Here is an 18841-nt window from a genome sequence, read left to right as displayed (position 1 = left end):
GCGGCCGGCGGCGCGGCGGGGCGGAGCCAGGGAGCGGAACAATGAACGACAGTGCAAGGGCGGAGCCGGTCCGGCCATCCGCAGCAATTGAGCGGATTCCGGTGACCCTGCTCACCGGTTTTCTCGGTGCGGGCAAGACCACGCTCCTGAACCATTTGCTGCAGCACCCCGGCATGGCCGGCGCGGCGGTGCTGATCAACGAGTTCGGCGAGGTCGGCATCGACCACCACCTGGTCGACCGGGTCGACGAGACGCTGGTGATCCTCGACTCGGGTTGCCTGTGCTGCAGCGTCCAGGGCGACCTGGTCAAGGCCCTCCGGCAACTCTCCGAGCGCAGTTCGCGGCGCGAGATCCCGCCGGTGTCGCGGGTGCTGATCGAGACCACCGGGCTCGCCGATCCGGTGCCGGTGATCTACACGCTGATGGAAGAGCGCTACATCTCCGCGCGCTATGTGTGCGACGGCGTGGTCACCGTGGTCGATGCCACCCACGCGGCGCGCCAGCTGGACGCCCACCGCGAGGCCGTGCGCCAGGTGGCGATGGCCGACCGGCTGGTGCTGACCAAATGCGACCTGGCCGAGCGCGACCGCCGTGCCGCGCTCGATGCGCGCCTGGCCGTCCTCAATCCGGGGGCGGCGCGGCTCGAGGCCCGCCATGGCCGGATCGAACCGGCGGTGCTGTTCGGCTCGGGCATCTACACCACCGACGGTAAGCTGGCCGACGTGGCCGCCTGGATGGGCGAAGAGCAACTGCGCAGCGCGATTGCGCACTCGTCCGCGGCGACCGTCGGCTGGCGGCGCAAGGCGGCGCCGGTGTTCGCCGCCCGCCACGACGACGGCGTCGGCAGCTTCGTGGTCGACTTCGCCCACCCCGTGCCCTGGCTCGGCTTCTGCGTGGCGATGGGGCGCGTCCTGCAGCGGCGCGGGGCGAACCTCCTGCGCGTCAAGGGACTGATCAACGTGGCCGGCGACCCGCTGCCCCGGGTGGTCCATTGCGTGCAGGACGTGGCCTATCCGCCGCTGCGGCTCCCCCGCTGGCCCACGCAGGGCGCGTTCGAGGACCGTTGCGGACGCCTGGTGTTCATCGTCCGCGACCTGGCGCCGGACGGCGAGGACGAGATCCGCGCGCTGCTCTCGTCCCTGCCCGGTGACGCCGCTGCGGCACGGGTGAGCGCAGGCGAGCCGTTCCTGCCGACGCGCTGCTGGCTGACCCAGCACCTGCCGGCCGCCGGACCGGGGGCGATCGAGGTCGATGGCTGGGTGGTGCAGGCCAGGCGCTTCGGGAGCCGGGTGGCGCGAGCCGGGTAAGCCGGGCCAGGACTGCCGGTGCAGCGCACGGAGGCCCGCCGTGCGAGCGGGCGACTCGTGGCCGGCGCGTGATGGCGCAGAACCGGCCCGGCGGCCGGCCCCCGGGGCGCGCCCGCGTCAGTCGAGCAGCTTGCGCAGCTCGGTCTTGAGCACCTTGCCGTAGTTGTTCTTGGGCAGGCTGTCGATGAAGCGGTATTGCTTGGGACGCTTGAAGCGGGCAATGCGGTCGAGGCAGAGCGCATCGAGTTCGGCGGCCTCGACCCCGTCGGCGACCACGAAGGCGATCACCACCTCGCCCCATTCGGGATCCTTGCGCCCGACCACCGACACCTCGCGCACCGCGGGATGCAGCAGCAGCACCTCCTCGATCTCGCGCGGATAGATGTTCGAGCCACCGGAGATGATCACGTCCTTGGAGCGGTCCTTCAGGGTCAGGAAGCCGGTGTCGTCCATGCTGCCCATGTCGCCGGTCCACAGCCAGCCGTCGCGCAGCGTCCTCGCGGTGGCGTCGGGATTGCGCCAGTAGCCCGCCATCACCGCGTCGCCGCGGACCAGGATCTCGCCGGTCTGGCCCGCCGGGAGGGCGAAACCGTCGCTGCCGGCCACCTTGATCTCGACCAGCGCCTGGGCGGTGCCGACCGAGCCGATCCGCGCCAGCCACTCTGGATGATCACGGTCGGCGAGCACCTCGCGCGCCAGCGCGGTGATGCTCATCGGGCATTCGCCCTGGCCGTAGATCTGCACGAAGCGGTTGCCCATGGTGTCGAGTGCGCGCCGGATGTCTTCCACGTACATCGGCCCGCCGCCGTAGACCACGGTCTTGAACCCCGCCGGGTCGGCGTCGCTGGCATCGACGTGGTCGACCACCCGCCGGACCATGGTCGGCGCGGCGAACAGCGACAGCCGGCCGAGGCGGCTGGCCAGCGTGCACAGTTCGGCGGCGTCGAAGCCGCCCGACTCCGGGATCACATGGCGTGCCGCCTTCAGCACATGGGCGAAGTTGTACATGCCCGCGCCGTGCGACATCGGCGCCGCGTAGGCGATGCAGTCCGCGGCCTCGACCGCGTCCACGTCGCTGAAGTAGCACGCCGTCATCGTCAGCAGGTTGCGGTGGGTCTGCATCACGCCCTTGGGGTGGCCGGTCGTGCCCGAGGTGTAGAAGATCCACGCGAGTTCGTTGCCGTCGCGGTGGGCGAGGGCGATCGGCGGCGCGGCGAGCAGGGCGGCATAGTCCGCCGAGCCGGTGACCACGGTCCGTTTCAGCGCGCTACCCCCGGCGGCCTCGGGCAGCGCGCCCGCAGCCAGGTCGGGGCTGATGAACAGGCAGGCCGCAGCGGCGTCCTCCACCGCGTAGGCGAGCTCGCGGGGATGCAGTTTGGCGTTCACCGGCACCACCACCAGCCCGGCCCACCAGGCGCCGTACAGGACCTCGAGGTACTCCGGGCAGTTGCTCATGAACAGGGCGATCCGCTCGCCCGCAACGAGCCCGAGGGTGTTCCGCAGGTAGCCGCCGATGCGGGCAGCGCGCCCGGCGAAGGTGGCGTAGTCGGCGACGAGGCGGGTGCCGTGCACGATCGCCGGACGGGTCGGGAAGGCGGTGGCGGTGCGCAGCAGCAGGCGGGCGATGTTCATCGTGCCGCCTCCAGGATGCTGACGTAGTTGGCGACCGCCGAGCCGCCCATGTTGAACACCCCGGCCAGGGTGGCGCCGGGCACCTGCATGGCGGCCGCTTCGCCGCATAGCTGCATGGCCGCGAGCACATGCATCGACACCCCGGTGGCACCGATCGGGTGGCCCTTGGCCTTGAGGCCGCCGGAACGGTTCACCGGCAGGCGCCCGCCGGCGTGGACGGTGCCGTCGTCGACGACGCGGGCGCCGGCGCCCGCCGGGGCCAGGCCCATGGCCTCGTAGCTGAGGAGTTCGGCGATGGTGAAGCAGTCGTGGACCTCGGCCAGCGACAGGTCGTCGACCGTGCACCGGGCCTTGGTGAGGGCGTCCTGCCAGGCCCGGCGCGGGCCTTCGAAGGCGAGCGGGTCGCGCCGCGACATCGGCAGGAAGTCGTTGACCTGGCTGCGCGCCCGGAAGCGCACGCCGCGGCGAAAGCGGGGCAGCAGGGCGTCGTCCGCGATGACCAGCGCGGCTGCGCCGTCGGAGACCAGCGAGCAGTCGGTCTTGCGCAGCGGCGGGGCGATCAGCGGGTTCTTGTCCGACACCGTGTTGCAGAACTCGAAGCCGAGGTCGCGCCGGATCTGCGCCCACGGGTTGTCGACGCCATTGGCGTGGTTCTTGGCGGCGATGCGCGCGAGCGTGGCCGAGTGGTCGCCGTGGCGGTCGAAGTAGGCTTGCGCGATGTGGCCGAAAATGCCGGGAAAGCTCAGTCCGCGCGCAGCCTCTTCGCTGACGTAGGAGGCCGAGCCGAGGATCCGGGTGACTTCCGCGCCGGTGACCGCGGTCATCTTCTCGGCGCCGACCACGAGGGCGATCCGGCACTGACCCGCCTCCACCGCGTTGACCGCCGAGAATACCGCCGCGGCGCCGGATGCGCAGGCGTTCTCGACCCGCGTCGCCGGTTTCCAGCGCAGACCGTCGTCGGCCTGCAGCGCCATCGACGAGCAGAATATTTCGGGGACGAAGCCGCCGTTCAGATGCCCGAGCCAGATCCCGTCGATGTCGTCGGCGCCGATGCCGGCGTCGGCGATGGCCGCGCGCGTAACGTTGCCGATCAGCGATTCGAGGTCGAGATTGTCCAGTTTGCCGAAGGGCGAATGCCCCCAGCCGACGATGCATGCCGCCATGTGATCTCCTTGTTGGGGACGGGTCTGGTTGTCCGTATGGCCGGTGCGGCGTTTCAGGCCGCGGGCTGGCCGATGCTGCCCGGGTGCGTGCGCCACAGCGGCAGGGACTTGTCGAGCGAGTATTTCTTCAGCTTCAGGTACAGCGTGCTCTTGGCGATCCCCAGCTCGCGCGCGGCAATGGTGGCATTGCCCGAGGCCTGGCGGAGCACGGTGCAGATCTGCTCGAACTCGCCGCGCTGCAGGCCGCGCAGCATGATCGGGCTGAACTCCGGCTCCGCCTCCGGCGCGGGCGTGCGGGCTGCGGGTGCGCCGATCTCGGGGGGAAGGTCGTCGGCGCCGATGATGCCCGCCGGGCTCGTCAGCACCAGGCTCTCGACCACGTTGCGCAGCTCGCGCACGTTGCCTGGCCAGGCGTGGCTTTCGAGCCGGGACAGGGCGCGCGGATCGAGGGCCTTGTGCGCCACGCCATGGCGCTCGCAGAACTGGCGCAGGAACCGCTGCACCAGGCCGGCGATATCGCCGCGGCGCTCGCGCAGTGCCGGGATCGCGATGCTGGTGACCGAGATCCGGTAGAACAGATCGGCGCGAAAGCGTCCCTCGTCTGCCTCCCGGCGCAGATCGCGGTTGGTGGCCGCGATCAGGCGGAAGCGCACCTGGCGCGGCGTGTGCTCGCCGATCCGGCACACCTGGCCGTCCTCGAGCACGCGCAGGAAGTGGGGCTGCAGCTCGAGCGGCATTTCGCCCAGCTCGTCGAGCAGCAGGGTGCCGCCGTGGGCAGCTTCGATCTTGCCGGGGCTTCCGCCGCGCTTGGCGCCGGTGAACGCGCCGTCCACATGGCCGAAGAGTTCGCTGGCCAGCAGCTCGCGGTTCAGTCCGCCGCAGTTGAGGGCGATGAACGGGCCGTCGCGGTGCGGACTGGCGGCGTGGATGCCGCGGGCAAAGACTTCCTTGCCGACCCCGGTCTCGCCCAGCAGCAGGACCGGGACCCGGGACGAGGCGAGCCGGGTGGCCTTGTCGACCGCCTGGCGAAGCGCCGGGCTCGATCCGGCGACCCCGGGAAAGGCGGTCGCTTCGTCTGCCGCCAAGCGGGTGTCGCGTCCGCCGTCGCTGCTGTCGAGCGGCGCGCCGTATCGGTTCGGATAGGCGCGCGCCACGGCTTCGATGCTCCTGTTCATCTCTTGTCTCCTCGGGCCTGTGGTGGCTTTTTTTGTCGCCGGCCCGGATCCAGCATACGGGTCGGCTCCTCGCCGGGTAAGCCTGCTTGCGGAACAAGCAGCCCTTGACGAGCCTGAGGCCTAAAGTAAGGAAATGCGGCCCGGGATGCACCCCCCAATCGGGTAGCCGGCGGCCCCGGATCGGGTAGCGTCTTGCTGCGCGGGGGTCGGGCGCGGGCGGCCAGCGCGGCGCGCGGCGGTCGCTGCCGGCTCAGTCGATCAGATGGAGGCGGCGCGCTTCGCAGATGGCCTGAGTGCGGCGGCCGACCCCCATCTTTCCGTAGATCGACTTCAGATACCACTTGACGGTATCCACCCCGATGCCGAGGCGGCGGGCGATTTCCTTGTTGGACATGCCTTCGCCCACCAGCCGCAGCACGTCGATCTCGCGGTCCTTCAGCGGTTCGGCCAGGTTGGCGACCGCAGGGGGCGGGGCTCGTCCTGCGCTCTCGGCGCCAGCCGGCGGCCGCTGCGCCAGCGGCTGGCGGCCGGCGTCCAGGATGCGCGCGATCTGGGCCTGCAGCGGGCGGGTCGGGGCTCCGGGCAGCCTGGCCCGGGCGTGGTCCTGGAGACGTTCGAGGATGGCGACGACGCGCAGGCCTTCGTCGAGGAAGGGGCGGACCGCCCGCGGTGCCTCGCAACAGTCGAGCGCGCCCAGCATGGCGTCCTCGGCGCCGCGCAGGTCGCCACCCTGCTCGCGTGCGAGCGCGCGCAGCACGAGGGCGCTGCGCATCACGCTGCGTTGCCCCTTGCGGGTCGTGTAGTCGAGCAGGGGCTCGAGCAGGGTATCGGCATCGCGGGCGCGGCCCTCGGCCAGCGTCCGCCGGATCCGGGCGATGCGCCCGGCCTCCCAGGCCTGCGCGGCGATGCCGTCGGAAAAGTCCGGAAAAGTGGGGCCTTCGCCCTGGTTCGCGGTGCCGCCGGGGGCAGGGGACAACACCTCACCGGGGGCCAGCAGGCGCATGCGCTCGGCGGCGACCGAGGCGGTCAGGCGTTGCTGCGCGAGCTGGTGGGCGGTGTTCCGGCCTTCGTCGAGAATGACGATCGCCCGCTCCTCGACCCCGCGCAGGGCGAGGAGGCGGCTGTAGTTGATGTAGCTGGCCAGCGAGAAGTCCGCGACCCCGCCTTCCACGCCCAGCGCGATGCTGTCCTCGAGCAGGGTCTCGGCGTCGGCGAGCTGGTTGCACTCGTAACACATCTTGCCGAGCATGGCGCCTGCCAGCCGTGCGGCATGGGAGTGGGCGCCGGCCTGTTCGCGGGCGACCGTCAGCGCTTCGCGGAAGTTCGCTTCCGCCATCGCATGCTGGCCCATCTCGTAGGCGGCCATGCCGGCGAAACAGATGCCGTAGATCTGGCTGAAAGGGCCCTGGGTACGGGCGTGGAAGGGCCTCATGATGCGCTGCAGCTCGATCGCTTCGCCATACTGGTGACTGTGCAGCAGCACGTAGGTCAGCACGTTGGCAGCCACGACGGCGACCCACGGATGCACCGCTTCGGGCCGCGCCATGACCGGACGCACCAGCGCTTCGACGCCGTCGATGCGGTCGGCGTAGATCTCGATGCAGGCCCGGATCACGCGCGCCTCGAGCGCGATCTCGTGCTCACCGGAAATGCCGTTGGCGAGCACGTGGTCCTCGATATGGGCGACTGCGGCCAGCGCCTGCGCGGAGCGGTGCACGAGGCAGTTGCTCCACGCGATCGCCGCCTGCAGCGCCGGCCGGTTGGCCAGGCGGGCGGGAGGAAGCCGGCTCACCAGGCCCAGCAGGGTGGCCATGTAGCTGCGCTCGACGAACCACATGGCGGTGGCCTCGACGATCCTGACCGCATACTCCTCGTCGCCCGCCGCGAGGGCATGGGACACCGCCTCCTCGGCAAACCCGTGCTGCTCGAACCACTCGGCGGCAGTGAAATGCAGCGCCCGGATGCGTTCGGGATGGTCGCGTTCGAGACGGCGCTGGAGGTGGCTGGCGAACAGGTGGTGGTAGCGGAACCATTCGCGCTCGTCGTCGAGCGGAATGATGAAGAGCTGGAGCTGTTCGACCCGCTCGAGGATCGAGAACCCGTTGCCCTGCCCGGTCATCGCGGTGCACAGTGCGCCGCAGAAACGGCCGAGGATGGAAGTCTGCAGCAGGAATTCGAGCAGTTCCGGCGGCAGGCTGTTGAGCACGCTCTCGGCGAGGTAATCGCCGATCGCGTGATGCTTGCCCGCAATCCAGCGCAACAGGCTGTCGCGGTCGCCGGTCGCGCGCAGCGAGATCAGGGCCAGTTGCAGGGCCGCGATCCAGCCTTCGGTGGTGTCGAGCAGCGCGCGCAGGTCGTCCGCGTCGATCTCGAGGTCGCTGAAAAAGTGTTCCGATTCGGTCAGGTCGAAACGGAGGTCGGCGGCCTGGATCTCGGTGACCTCGTTGCGCAGCGCCAGCTTGAAGATCGGCAGATTCGGCCGGCTCCGGCTGGTGATCACCAGATGGAGGTTGGCCGGCGCGTGCTCGAGGAGGAAGATGATGGCCTCTTCGCTGCGCCGGTCACGCACCAGATGCCAGTCGTCGAGGAACAGGTAGAAATCTTCGCCGTAGTCATGGAACTGGTTCACCAGCTCGGTGAGCAGGAAGTCGGCAATATGCGCGCTCTGCGACTCGAGCAGCGACAGCAGATCCGCGCACAGGCTGGGCTCCGCATGGCGGATGGCCTCGATCAGATAGGCGAGAAAGCGCAGCGACTCGGTGTCGTCCTTGTCCATGCTGAGCCACGCGACCGGCTTGCCTTCTTCCCGCAGGCGGGTGCGCCACTGCACCGCGAGGGTGGTCTTGCCGAACCCGGCGGGACCGTGGATCACGGTGAGCCGGCTTGCGCTCCCTTCCAGCAAGCGCTCCATCAGGCGCGGACGGGCGATGGTCCGCCCCGCCGCCGACGGCGCATTGAGCCGTGTCGCGATCAGCGGGCTGCGCCCCGTCGGCTGCACGGCAGCTTGCATCAGGTCTCCTTTGTGTGCCCCGGCTTGCTCCGGTCGGGCTCGTTTCCGGGCGGTGCGATGTTCTGGCGTGGCAGCCTATCGTTCATGCTGAGCGATCGGCCGAATCGCGTTGTCTGTTCTGCGAGCGACTGGATCTGACTTCCGGGATATCGGATGTGGAGGCTGTCCCGCCGCTGTTTCCATGAAGACCGTCCATCAGTCCTGCTGATGGACGGATTACATAATATCGAATCGACCCGGCCGATGCATCCGTCCATAGCCATATGGTCGTAGCCGTCGATGGTATTTGCCTCGTCGCCGGCGGCCATGCCTGGCGGCGCACGGGTGTTTCACCGCGATGACGTGTCATCAAATGTTCAAATTGGTGAAATACACTGCGCAGGGTCAAAGGGAGCGAACACTATGTCTGCAAATATTCTGCTGGTGGAAGACGAGCCGGCAATCCAGGAACTGATTGCAGCCAACCTCGCCCGCGCTGGCCACCACGTAGTGCGGGCGTCCGACGCGGAGACGGCGCAGCGCATCGTGCGTGAGGCCTTGCCGGATCTGGTGCTGCTCGACTGGATGCTGCCCGGGGCCTCGGGCATCGAGTTTGCCCGCCGCCTGCGGGCCGACGAGCGGACCCGCGCCATTCCGATCATCATGCTCACTGCGCGCGGTGAAGAGCAGGACAAGGTGACCGGACTCGAGACCGGTGCCGACGACTACATCACCAAGCCGTTCAGTCCGCGCGAGCTGGTGGCCCGGATCAAGGCGGTGCTGCGCCGGCGTGCGCCACAGACCACCGAGGATCCGGTCGAGCTGGGCGGCCTGCGGCTGGATCCGGAGACGCATCGGGTCAGCACCGGCGCGCTGGCATTGTCGCTCGGCCCCACCGAGTTCCGGCTGCTCCACTTCTTGATGACTCATCCCGAGCGGGTGCACTCGCGCGCCCAGCTGCTCGACCAGGTCTGGGGCGATCACGTGTTCGTCGAAGAGCGCACCGTCGATGTGCATATCCGCCGCCTGCGCTGTGCGCTGGAAGCGTCCGGGCACGACGCGCTGGTGCAGACCGTGAGGGGCAGTGGCTATCGCTTCTCGGCGCAGGCGGAGCTTCCGCCGGCCGTGCGATAATCCGCCGGCATCTGGCGGACAGGGGACTCCCATCATTCGATCCGTGCGTTATCTATGGACGAGTGCGCTCGTCGCGCTGGCGGTCCTGGCACTGCTCGCGGCTGCGGTGGGCGCGGTCGGGGGTTTGTCCGCGGCCTTGCTGGCCTACATTGCGGGGCTGCTGCTGCTGGGTGTCCATCACCTGCGCAAGCTCAGTCGCCTGGTGCTATGGACCCGTGAGCCGATCGGCACCCCGGTACCGCGTGCCGCGGGCAGCTGGGGCCTGGTGTTTGCCGAGCTGAACAGTCGCTCCAGGGTCGCCTACGATATGCGCGAGCGCCTGTCCTCGGCGCTCGAACGCTTTCACGACGCCAGTCAGGCCATGCCCGACGGGGTGGTCTATCTGTCCGACAGCGACACCATCGAATGGATCAACATCAAGGCCGAGCACCATTTCGGCCTCGACCGCAACCATGACCTCGGGGCGCCGGTGACCAATCTGATCCGCCAGCCCGAGTTCGTGCACTACCTCGCTTCGGACCACTACGACGAACCGCTGATCATGCATTCGGCGCGGCATGCCGGACTCACCCTGCAGGTGCAGGTCATTCCCTTCGGCGACGACCAGAAGATGGTGCTGTCGCGCGATATCTCGCAGATCGAGCGGCTCGAGACCATGCGGCGCGATTTCGTGGCCAACGTGTCTCACGAACTGCGCACGCCGCTGACCGTGGTGGGCGGTTTCCTCGAAACCCTGGTCGACGGTCTGGACGACTTCGAGCGCGACGACACGATCCGCTTTCTGCGCCTTGCGCTCGAGCAATCCACCCGCATGCGCCGCCTGATCGACGACCTATTGACGCTGTCGGCCCTCGAAACCGGCGCCCCGGCGCCGGCCGAGGAACGGATCGATGTCGATGCCTTGCTGCACGGGATACGCGACGATACCGAGTTGATCTCGGCAGGACGGCACACGGTCACGCTGGAGATGCACGGCAACGGCGTGTTGCTCGGCAGCGCCAAGGAGATCCACAGTGCCTTTGCCAATCTGGCCAGCAACGCGGTGCGCTACACCCCGGCCGGGGGCAGGATCGATCTGGTATGGCGCGCCGGCGATCAGGGCGCGGAGTTTTCGGTCCGGGATACCGGTATCGGCATCGACGCCGAGCATATTCCCAGGCTGACCGAACGCTTCTATCGGGTCGATCGCGGTCGCTCCCGGGAAACTGGCGGCACCGGCCTGGGCCTGGCGATTGTCAAGCACATTCTCACCCGTCACCAGGCGGACCTGAGGATCAGCAGCAAGCTCGGTGAAGGCAGCGTGTTTTCCGTTCGCCTGCCCAGGGCGCGCCTCATGGCCCTTCCGGGGCAAGCGTCTCGAAGCTGACCAGTTCGAAGTTGGCGCCCTTGGTCATCAGCTTGACCAGACGCAGTTGTGAGATCCGACCATTGTCGAACACCTCGATCACCCGGTTCGGCAGATGCCAGCCTGGCGGCAGCACCAGCGAGGCGTCGGTCTTGAGTGCACGGTTTGCCGGCATCAGGAAGGCCTGCTGGTAGGGCTCGCGCTGACCCGGGTGGGGCGCAAGCGGCCGCACCGCCACCACTTGGGGAACGCCCGCCAGGACATGGATGCCGGTTTCCAGCATGCCGTCGTCGCGATACATCAGCCAGCTGACCTGCCCGAGCAGAAAGTATTCGCCGTCGCGCGGCCTGAGGCCGACCAGTTGATGATGTTCGAGCCGCTCCGCATGAGGACGCTGTTCGAGGCGGAAGCCGCCCACCGACTGATCCAGCACGGTCCAGCGTTCGCACACCAGGCCCAGGCGATCGGCGTCCATCTGTCGATGCGCCACCGCTCGCAGTTTGCCGTTGCCTGCCGCGGGCGCACGCTCGCCGAAAGTGAGCAGGGAAATATCGCCGTTCAGGGTTCCGGCCATCGCGTAGCTGCGCGGTTGCTCGAACAGCCGCCCCTGGATGTGGAAGCCGATGGCCAGCCAGTCGCCGCACAGATCGACCGCCCCGTCGCTGCCCCGGCGCGGGAACTTCCGCCCGGCAGAGGCCAGTCCCCACGGACGGTAGAGCGAGACCAGCAGGCGCGCGCTGGCATCGAGCGGGCAGTCGTCACCCAGGCCGAGCGAGGCTGGGCCGACCCCCTGCTTGAACTGGGCGAACACCGCCTGGATCTGGCTTGCCAGCTTGCCGCCGTCGAAGCCGCGCAGCCCGGTGCTCTGGCGCAGCAAGCCGAGCGGGCGAAGGCCATGATCGGCGCCCAGGTCCAGGCCGTAGATGGTCGGCTTGCGTCCCGCGGGATCGGGTTCGAGGCTGCAGTAGGGCGCGAATCGTTGCGCCCAGCGACAGATCCACAGCAACTCCCGACCCGAGCGGCCGTAGGGATTGGCGAGGTCGACGAGCAGGATGGCGATATAGGCTTCCATCGCGCTCTGCGCTTTCCACAGCGGATTGAGCGGGTCGGCGACGCGGGTACGGACCAGGCCGGTGTTTTCCGCGGCGCCGAAGCTTTCGTGAATCTCGGTCCACAGCCCCGCCGGAAACGCACGATGCGCCCGGAAATACTCGAACAATATCTGCCCGTTGTAGTGAATCCGTCGTTGTGCGAGCAGGGCGCGCTGATCGTCGAGCGTGCCGGTCTGGGCATCGTGACGGGCAATCTGGGCATAGGAGCGTGCCAGGTTGTGCCACAGGGTCGTCACCCGGACCAGGGTGGCGTTTTCGTCGCTGTCGGGCGGCAGCGGATGGTCGGCATAGCGGCGTGCCAGCTCGGCCTGAAGCCGGGCGATCGTCGTGCGGGCCGCCTCGAGAACTTCCAGATGCTGATTCGGCGCCGGCAGGGCATCGAGCAGGGTGCCGACGATCGTCGACATCAGTGCATGGGTTTCGTCGACGTTCGCGGGCTTCAGGGTCTGCAGCAGGCTCAGACATTCGGCAGGATTGCGGTAGTCCATGAAGGCTCCGGATGCAGGTGTCGGCGAAACTCAGCAGTGGGAACGGGCGATCAGCGCACGTTCGATTTCGGCGGCCAGGGTCCTTGCGTCCGGTGCCGCGTGCACCACTCCCGGACGTTGTTCCCGGCCCCACACCGACTCCGGGAAATGGCGGTCGTCGGCAAAGCGCGGAATCACATGCCAGTGCAGATGCGGCACCATGTTGCCGAAACTGGCGAGATTGATCTTGTCGGGGTTCATCAGTGCCCGGAGCGCCGCTTCGGTCGCCATCACCACCTGCAGCAAATGGTGGCTGTCAGCGGCGGGCAGATCGGTCATTTCGGCGACGTGTTCGGTCCATACCACCCTGCAGAATCCGGCGTAGTCGGGATCGGCTACGCGGATGACGCGACAGCGGGCGTCGGACCAGACGAGCTCATCCCGATCGGTGCGACATAGCGGGCAATCCATGGAATCCTCGACCTGACGACGATATGTACAGCTGCGTACTCTAGCGCGTCCGCATGATGCCGGTAAGGAACATTTACGCAGTCTGCGTCAGCCCCCGGCCCACTGCGGCCGCAATCGTTGCGCTCTCGCCCAGGTCCTCGGGCGCACCGAGGTGGAAGGCCTGCAGCGTGCCGGGGGCGATCGCGTCCCAACGTTCGTTGTCGGTCAGCGGCGTCGTCGCGATCACGGCCACTCGGTCGTCGGGAGTGGCGAGGCGGTTGAAGTCGAGGGTGAGGTCCTCGTCCGCGAGGTGTGCCACCGGAAACGGCGACTGCCGGAGCACGTAGCACAGGCGCGACGAGCAGTGCGCGAACAGCCGTTCGCCGTCCGACAGCAGGAAATTAAACTCGCCCTTGCCGCCGATTTCGGTGGCCAGCGCGCGCACCGCGGCATGCAGGGTGCGCGGCGGCGGGGCGGCATCCGGAAAGTGGCGGGCGAGTTGGTCGAGGATGTGACAGAAGGCGAGTTCCGAGTCGGTCGACCCGACCGGCAGGAAGCGGCCCGACAGCGCGGGTTGGTAGTCGCGCAGATTGCCGTTGTGGGCAAAGATCCAGTAACGCCCCCACAGCTCGCGCTGGAACGGATGGGTATTCTCCAGCCGGACTTCGCCCTGGGTGGCCTTGCGGATGTGGGCGATGACATTGAGCGAGCGGATCGGATAGCGGTGCACCAGCTCGGCCACCGGAGAGTCGACACTGGCGCACGGGTCGAGGAACACGCGGGCGCCACGCCCCTCGAAAAAGGCGATTCCCCAGCCGTCGCGGTGATGATCGGTCAGTCCGCCGCGGGCGCGAAAACCGGCGAACGAAAAGCAGATGTCGGTCGGCACATTGCAGTTCATGCCGAGCAGCTGGCACATCGGAGTCTCTCCTGCCGTTGCGTGCGGAATGCCTGATTATAGCCAGACCCCCGCCCCGCAAGTCGACTCAGGGGCTGATCCCGGCGGCGGGCGCAGGGTGGGGGGCCAGCTTGCGGTCGATCAGCCAGTCGGTCAGGCTGGCGCCGGCCCACATCCCCGACAGCGTCACCCAGGCAGTGACTGCGAACACCGCCGCGCCCGATACGCCTGCCCCGACCGCACAGCCTCCGGCCAGCATCCCGCCGAAACCCATCAGCACCGCTCCCACAATGTAGCGGCGCATTGCGTGGCCGCCCTGGAAACCTTCCAGTTTCAGCTCGCGCGCGGCCAGGGCGGCGAGAAAGGAACCGAGAAACACCCCCGGCACCATGCCGAGGTCGAAGTTGAGCAGCTGTCCCGGCGGTGACAGCACCAGCATCAGCATGTCGGCCGAAGGGCCGGTGAAGGACAGGCTCTTGACCGGGGTCGGATCGAAAGTGCGCGCCGACATCTCGAAGGTGAACCACCATGCCAGCGCCACCATCACCCCGGTGCCGAGCCCGCCGATCCAGCCCCAGCCGCCGATGCGGTGACGTCCTGCAAACCAGGCCCCGGCCACCAGCCAGACCAGGCCGAAGACGAGGCCGCCGCCGTGCCCGATGCCGATCAGTGCCAGCAGATCCCGTGCGGTGCCGCCATCGATCGTCCACCAGGCGCCGATCGCCTCCCGCGCCGGCGACAGCACGCCGTTCATCGATGCCTGTGCTGCGACCGCGAAGATCAGCCCGGACAACAGTGCCCGCAGGTTGCCATTGGCCGCCAGCACCAGCAGCCGGCTGGAGCAACCGCGCGCCAGGATCATGCCGGCACCGAACATCAGGCCGCCCACCAGCGCCCCCGACAGGCTGCCCTGGCTGGACAGTTGGCGCACGTTGGCGGTGTCGAACTTCCCGCTCAGGTGCAGCAGCTGGGTAACGATGATCGCGGCCGAGAACGCCAGCAGCCAGATCGCAAGCTTGCTGCCCCAATGGCCGCGGGCCACTTCGATCACCGCGGCGCGCAGGCAGAACCGCGATCGTTGCGCGAACGCACCGAACAGGGCGCCGATCAGCAGTCCGCCGAGGGCGAGGCTGCGGTCCTCGCCCAGCCATTCGATGAGTGCGATCAGATCCGGCATCGGTGTCTCCGTCCCGCAAGGTCCGGCCGTAGTCGCCGGTTTCGTCAGTATTGAAGAATATAAGAATGTGACGAAAAACAGATTTGCGCGTTGACGCGGCTCAAGCGGGCGTCGGGTACAAGGGAAAGGCCGAAGCGGTGAGTCGTGTCGCGACCGGCACCGGGGATGTCGCAAGTGCCGCTATGGGAGCCGGGCACCGGTAGCTGTGTAGATACTGTTATCCGAATCAAGCACCCTTCCCGGGCGCAGCCGCAAGGGCGGACTTCAGTCCGCCGCAGGATGTGGTTCGGGCGCCGACGGCAGGCCCGGGCAGCAGTGGCCGACTGATTTCGGCCCTACGAAGATCGGCAACTTGCTACGCCGATTGGTCAGCCGCCGTAGATACTGTTATCCGGGTCAAGAGGCATGTAGGGCGGGATGCGCATCTTCAGGCGCCGAGCTTCCTGCGCAGCAGCTCGTTCACCTGAGCCGGGCTGGCCTTGCCCTTGCTGGCCTTCATCACCTGGCCGACGAGCGCGTTGAAGGCCTTGTCCTTGCCGGCGCGGAATTCGTCGACCGACTTCTGGTTGGCGGCGAGCACCTCGTCGATCAGCGCCTCGATCGCGCCGCTGTCGGTGACTTGCCGCAGGCCCTGGCGGTCGATGATCTCGTCCGCGCTCGCGCCTTCGCCGGTCCACAGCGCCTCGAACACCTTCTTCGCGATCGCGTTGGAGATGGTGTTGTCGGCGATGCGTGCGACCAGGCCGGCGAGCTGCACCGGCGTTACCGGCGCCGCGGCGATATCGAGTTCGGCCTTGTTGAGCCGTGCGGCGAGGTCGCCCATCACCCAGTTGGCGCAGACTTTCGCCACCTGGGGCGGGCTCGCCGCACCGACCGCATCGACCGTGGCCTGGTAATAGGCGGCCATTTCCTTGGAGGCGGTCAGCGTGGTGGCATCATAGGCCGAGAGCCCGAGCTCGGCGATGAAGCGGGCCTTCATCGCCACCGGCAGTTCGGGCATCTCGCTGCGCACGCGGTTGATCCAGTCTTCCGCGATCACCAGCGGCAGCAGGTCGGGGTCGGGGAAGTAGCGGTAGTCGTGGGCGTCTTCCTTGGAGCGCATCATCCGCGTCTCGCCGGTATCCGGATCGAACAGCACGGTCGCCTGATGGATGCTGCCGCCGTCCTCGAGGGTGTCGATCTGCCACTGCACCTCGTAGTCGATCGCCTGCTGCAGGAAGCGGAAGGAGTTCAGGTTCTTGATCTCGCGCCGGGTGCCGAACTGCTCGGCACCCCAGCGCCGCACCGACACGTTGGCGTCGCAGCGGAACGAGCCCTCCTGCATGTTGCCGTCGCAGATGTCGATCCAGCGCACCAGCGCGTGCAGTGCGCGGGCATAGGCCACGGCCTCGGCCGAAGAGCGCATGTCGGGCTCGGACACGATCTCCAGCAGCGGGGTGCCGGCGCGGTTGAGATCGATCCCGGTCATGCCGTGGAAGTCCTCGTGCAGGCTCTTGCCGGCGTCTTCCTCGAGGTGGGCGCGGGTCAGGCGGACGGTCTTCTCGTAGGCCTTGTCGCCGTCGCCGACCAGGATGGTCAGCGTCCCGCCCTGCACCACGGGGATCTCGAACTGGCTGATCTGGTAGCCCTTGGGAAGATCCGGGTAGAAGTAGTTCTTGCGCGCGAACACGCTCTTGGGCGCGATGTGGGCGCCGAGCGCGAGGCCCAGGCGGATGGCGCGCTCGACCACGCCGCGGTTGAGCACCGGCAACACGCCGGGCAGGGCGATATCGACCGCGCTCGCCTGCACGTTGGGCTCGGCGCCGAACGCGGTGCTGCTGCCCGAGAATATCTTCGAGGCGGTGTTGAGCTGCGCATGCACTTCCAGCCCGATGACGACTTCCCAATCCGATCTGCTCATGTTCGTATCCGTTGTTGCGTGCGGTCAGTTGCAGCGACCGCTCGGCCGGTCCACCAGGATCGGCCAGACATAATCGAAAGTGCCGCGATCGCAGTTGCCGGCGCACTGGGCGAAGGCGACGGTGACCTGATCGCCCTGCTCCCACAGCCGCACCACGCAGCCGTCACGGGCACGCAGTTCGACGTGGGGCTCGCGGCGTACCTGCTTGAAGTCGGCGAGGTCGAAGCGGCAACTGCCGCGTCGCGGCACATCCACGGTGGCGGCAAAGCTGCGCACCTCGGAATAGCTGACGTCGAGCCGGGCGCTGGCACTGTAGCCGACCTCATCCTTGAACCGGCAGTCGGCCTGCACGTTGAGCGGGCGCACCGGCATCGGCTTGAGCCGGCCCCGCGCCTGCGACGGCCGTTCGGTGACCGCCGGCGGCGGCATCGGGGCCGCCTCGGGTGGCGGTGGCGGCGGCGTTGCGCAGGCGGCGATCAACACCGCCACGACCGCACAGCCCAGGCCGTGATGGCGGGTGCGACGGGTGCGCGTCATTGCCCGCTCATGCCCCGGCCGGCCGGCGCTGATGCCAGTCGGTGGCTTGCTGGTAGCGGTGCGCGGTGGCCAGCAGCCGGCCTTCGGCGAAGTAATTGCCGATCAGCTGCAGGCCGATCGGCAGGTTGCCGGCACCGAAGCCGCAGGGGTGCGACAGACCGGGCAGGCCGGCCAGGTTGACCGCGATCGTGTAGATGTCGGCGAGATACATCTGCACCGGGTCGTCGCCCATCGCCCCGAGCGCCCAGGCCGTGGTCGGGGTGGTGGGGCCGGCGATCACGTCGCACTCGCCGAGCGCACGGCGGAAGTCCTCGGCGATCAGGCGGCGCAGCTTCTGCGCCTGCAGGTAGTAGGCATCGTAGTAGCCGTGCGACAGCACGTAGGTGCCGACCAGGATGCGGCGCTTGACCTCGGCGCCGAAGCCTTCGGCGCGGCTCTTGCAGTACATGTCGTTGAGGTCGCCGTAGTCGGCCGCGCGATGGCCGTAGCGCACGCCGTCGAAGCGGGACAGGTTGCTCGATGCTTCGGCGGGGGCGATCACGTAGTAGGCCGGGATCGCCAGTTTCGCGTTGGGCAGGCTGACCTCGACCGTGGTCGCACCGAGTGCGCGGTACTGGTCGAGCGCGGCCTCCACCGCCGCACGGATTTCGTCGCTCATGCCCTCGGCGAAGAACTCGCGCGGCAGGCCGATGCGCAGGCCGGCCAGCGGTTTCGTGCCGGGAGCGGACGAAGACGAGGGGGCGAGGGCGGCGGCGTAATTCTCGACCGGGCGCTCGAGGCTGGTCGAGTCGCGCGGATCGAAACCGGTCATCGCGCCCAGCAGCAGCGCGCAATCCTCGGCCGAAGCGCCAAAGGCGCCGCCCTGGTCGAGCGAGGACGCGTAGGCGATCATGCCGTAGCGGCTGACCACGCCGTAGGTCGGCTTGATGCCGGTGACGCCGGTGAAGGCGGCAGGCTGACGGACCGAGCCGCCGGTGTCGGTGCCGGTGGCGACCGGCACCAGACGCGCGGCCACCGCGGCGGCCGAGCCGCCGGACGAGCCACCGGGCACATGGTCGATGTTCCACGGATTGCGTGCCGGGCCGAAATGGGAGTTCTCGTTCGACGAGCCCATCGCGAACTCGTCCATGTTGGTCTTGCCCAGGCTGACCGCGCCCGCCGCCTTGAGCAGGGCCACCACGTGGGCGTCGTAGGGGCTGACGAAGTTGGCGAGGATCTTCGAGCCACAGGTGGTAAGTACACCTTCGGTGCAGAACACGTCCTTGTGTGCGAGCGGAATGCCGGTCAGCGGGCCGGCGTCGCCGCGGGCGATGCGCGCATCGGCGTCGTGTGCGGCCGCCAGCGCGCCGTCGCGGTCGATGGTGATGAAGGCATTGAGCGCCGGGTTGCGGGCCTCGATGCGGTCGAGAAAGAGCGCGGCGAGTTCGACGCTGGAAATCTGCCGGTCGTCGAGCGCGCGGCGCAGGGCGGTGAGGGACGCATTGATCATGTGGTGACTGCTTGAGATAGGGAAAGCAGGGCCGCGCGCCGCCAGGGCACGCCGGGCGCCGGGCGC

14 protein-coding genes are annotated in these 18841 nt (G+C 68.4%); 3 read left to right on the top strand and 11 right to left on the bottom strand.

Going from position 1 to position 18841, the window contains the following annotated elements; translation table 11 throughout:
- Nucleotides 1-41 precede the first annotated feature (41 nt).
- Nucleotides 42-1307, top strand: a complete 1266-nt coding sequence (locus AC3A35_RS19860; RefSeq protein ID WP_487438025.1) for a CobW family GTP-binding protein — start codon at nt 42-44, stop codon at nt 1305-1307.
- A 117-nt stretch (nt 1308-1424) separates the two neighbouring features.
- Here the strand turns inward: AC3A35_RS19860 and AC3A35_RS19855 are convergent, their stop codons facing one another.
- From AC3A35_RS19855 to AC3A35_RS19840, 4 genes are all read right to left on the bottom strand, one after another.
- Nucleotides 1425-2939 (bottom strand): class I adenylate-forming enzyme family protein, encoded by a 1515-nt coding sequence (locus tag AC3A35_RS19855; RefSeq protein WP_487438024.1) that lies wholly within the window; start codon nt 2937-2939, stop codon nt 1425-1427.
- Nucleotides 2936-4102 carry an acetyl-CoA acetyltransferase gene (locus tag AC3A35_RS19850; RefSeq protein ID WP_487438023.1) on the bottom strand — a complete coding sequence of 389 codons (1167 nt, stop codon included), beginning with the start codon at nt 4100-4102 and terminating at the stop codon, nt 2936-2938. Before AC3A35_RS19850 ends, AC3A35_RS19855 begins: the two co-directional genes overlap by 4 nt.
- A 53-nt stretch (nt 4103-4155) precedes the next feature.
- Nucleotides 4156-5277 (bottom strand): sigma-54 interaction domain-containing protein, encoded by a 1122-nt coding sequence (locus AC3A35_RS19845; protein ID WP_487438022.1) that lies wholly within the window; start codon nt 5275-5277, stop codon nt 4156-4158.
- 250 nt (nt 5278-5527) lie between these two features.
- A complete protein-coding gene (locus AC3A35_RS19840) occupies nt 5528-8287 on the bottom strand; it encodes a winged helix-turn-helix domain-containing protein (protein WP_487438021.1) in 2760 nt (919 codons plus the stop codon).
- Between the two features lie 402 nt (nt 8288-8689).
- On the opposite strand from AC3A35_RS19840, the gene phoB reads away from it, so the two are divergent.
- Both phoB and phoR read left to right on the top strand, forming a co-directional pair.
- Nucleotides 8690-9400 carry a phosphate regulon transcriptional regulator PhoB gene (phoB, locus tag AC3A35_RS19835; protein ID WP_487438019.1) on the top strand — a complete coding sequence of 237 codons (711 nt, stop codon included), beginning with the start codon at nt 8690-8692 and terminating at the stop codon, nt 9398-9400.
- A gap of 43 nt (nt 9401-9443) precedes the next feature.
- Entirely contained in the window at nt 9444-10766 is a 1323-nt protein-coding gene (gene phoR / locus AC3A35_RS19830) for a phosphate regulon sensor histidine kinase PhoR (protein ID WP_487438018.1), read from the top strand.
- On the opposite strand, the gene AC3A35_RS19825 is transcribed toward phoR, so the two are convergent.
- The 7 genes from AC3A35_RS19825 to gatA form a co-directional block, all read right to left on the bottom strand.
- The gene (locus tag AC3A35_RS19825) at nt 10732-12345 is read right to left on the bottom strand and encodes a hypothetical protein (RefSeq protein ID WP_487438017.1); all 1614 of its coding nucleotides are present in this window, start codon (nt 12343-12345) and stop codon (nt 10732-10734) included. The two genes, phoR and AC3A35_RS19825, sit on opposite strands and share 35 nt — an antisense overlap.
- Nucleotides 12346-12375: 30 nt before the next feature.
- The gene (locus AC3A35_RS19820; RefSeq protein ID WP_487438015.1) at nt 12376-12795 is read right to left on the bottom strand and encodes an HIT family protein; all 420 of its coding nucleotides are present in this window, start codon (nt 12793-12795) and stop codon (nt 12376-12378) included.
- Between the two features lie 73 nt (nt 12796-12868).
- The gene (locus AC3A35_RS19815) at nt 12869-13693 is read right to left on the bottom strand and encodes a class II glutamine amidotransferase (RefSeq protein ID WP_487438014.1); all 825 of its coding nucleotides are present in this window, start codon (nt 13691-13693) and stop codon (nt 12869-12871) included.
- 67 nt (nt 13694-13760) lie between these two features.
- Nucleotides 13761-14849 (bottom strand): YeeE/YedE family protein, encoded by a 1089-nt coding sequence (locus tag AC3A35_RS19810; protein WP_487438013.1) that lies wholly within the window; start codon nt 14847-14849, stop codon nt 13761-13763.
- A gap of 427 nt (nt 14850-15276) precedes the next feature.
- Nucleotides 15277-16749, bottom strand: coding sequence for an Asp-tRNA(Asn)/Glu-tRNA(Gln) amidotransferase subunit GatB (gene gatB / locus AC3A35_RS19805; RefSeq protein ID WP_487438012.1), 1473 nt, complete (start codon nt 16747-16749; stop codon nt 15277-15279).
- A gap of 24 nt (nt 16750-16773) precedes the next feature.
- Nucleotides 16774-17286 (bottom strand): hypothetical protein, encoded by a 513-nt coding sequence (locus tag AC3A35_RS19800; RefSeq protein ID WP_487438011.1) that lies wholly within the window; start codon nt 17284-17286, stop codon nt 16774-16776.
- Between the two features lie 7 nt (nt 17287-17293).
- A complete protein-coding gene (gene gatA / locus AC3A35_RS19795; protein WP_487438010.1) occupies nt 17294-18775 on the bottom strand; it encodes an Asp-tRNA(Asn)/Glu-tRNA(Gln) amidotransferase subunit GatA in 1482 nt (493 codons plus the stop codon).
- Nucleotides 18776-18841 lie beyond the last annotated feature (66 nt).

Source organism: Azoarcus sp. Soil_N_20 (assembly GCF_057656155.1).
Note: the sequence above shows the minus strand (reverse complement) of the source record. Positions and strands in the feature narration are given on the sequence as shown.

Bases quoted from the DNA above. Each gene is read 5' to 3' on its own strand.
- AC3A35_RS19825 (WP_487438017.1), bottom strand. From the start codon at position 12,345: ATGGACTACCGCAATCCTGCCGAATGTCTGAGCCTGCTGCAGACCCTG.
- AC3A35_RS19815 (WP_487438014.1), bottom strand. From the start codon at position 13,693: ATGTGCCAGCTGCTCGGCATGAACTGCAATGTGCCGACCGACATCTGC.
- phoB (WP_487438019.1), top strand. From the start codon at position 8,690: ATGTCTGCAAATATTCTGCTGGTGGAAGACGAGCCGGCAATCCAGGAA.
- gatB (WP_487438012.1), bottom strand. From the start codon at position 16,749: ATGAGCAGATCGGATTGGGAAGTCGTCATCGGGCTGGAAGTGCATGCG.
- AC3A35_RS19840 (WP_487438021.1), bottom strand. From the start codon at position 8,287: ATGCAAGCTGCCGTGCAGCCGACGGGGCGCAGCCCGCTGATCGCGACA.
- AC3A35_RS19800 (WP_487438011.1), bottom strand. From the start codon at position 17,286: ATGACGCGCACCCGTCGCACCCGCCATCACGGCCTGGGCTGTGCGGTC.
- gatA (WP_487438010.1), bottom strand. From the start codon at position 18,775: ATGATCAATGCGTCCCTCACCGCCCTGCGCCGCGCGCTCGACGACCGG.
- AC3A35_RS19860 (WP_487438025.1), top strand. From the start codon at position 42: ATGAACGACAGTGCAAGGGCGGAGCCGGTCCGGCCATCCGCAGCAATT.
- AC3A35_RS19850 (WP_487438023.1), bottom strand. From the start codon at position 4,102: ATGGCGGCATGCATCGTCGGCTGGGGGCATTCGCCCTTCGGCAAACTG.
- AC3A35_RS19820 (WP_487438015.1), bottom strand. From the start codon at position 12,795: ATGGATTGCCCGCTATGTCGCACCGATCGGGATGAGCTCGTCTGGTCC.
- AC3A35_RS19845 (WP_487438022.1), bottom strand. From the start codon at position 5,277: ATGAACAGGAGCATCGAAGCCGTGGCGCGCGCCTATCCGAACCGATAC.
- AC3A35_RS19855 (WP_487438024.1), bottom strand. From the start codon at position 2,939: ATGAACATCGCCCGCCTGCTGCTGCGCACCGCCACCGCCTTCCCGACC.
- AC3A35_RS19810 (WP_487438013.1), bottom strand. From the start codon at position 14,849: ATGCCGGATCTGATCGCACTCATCGAATGGCTGGGCGAGGACCGCAGC.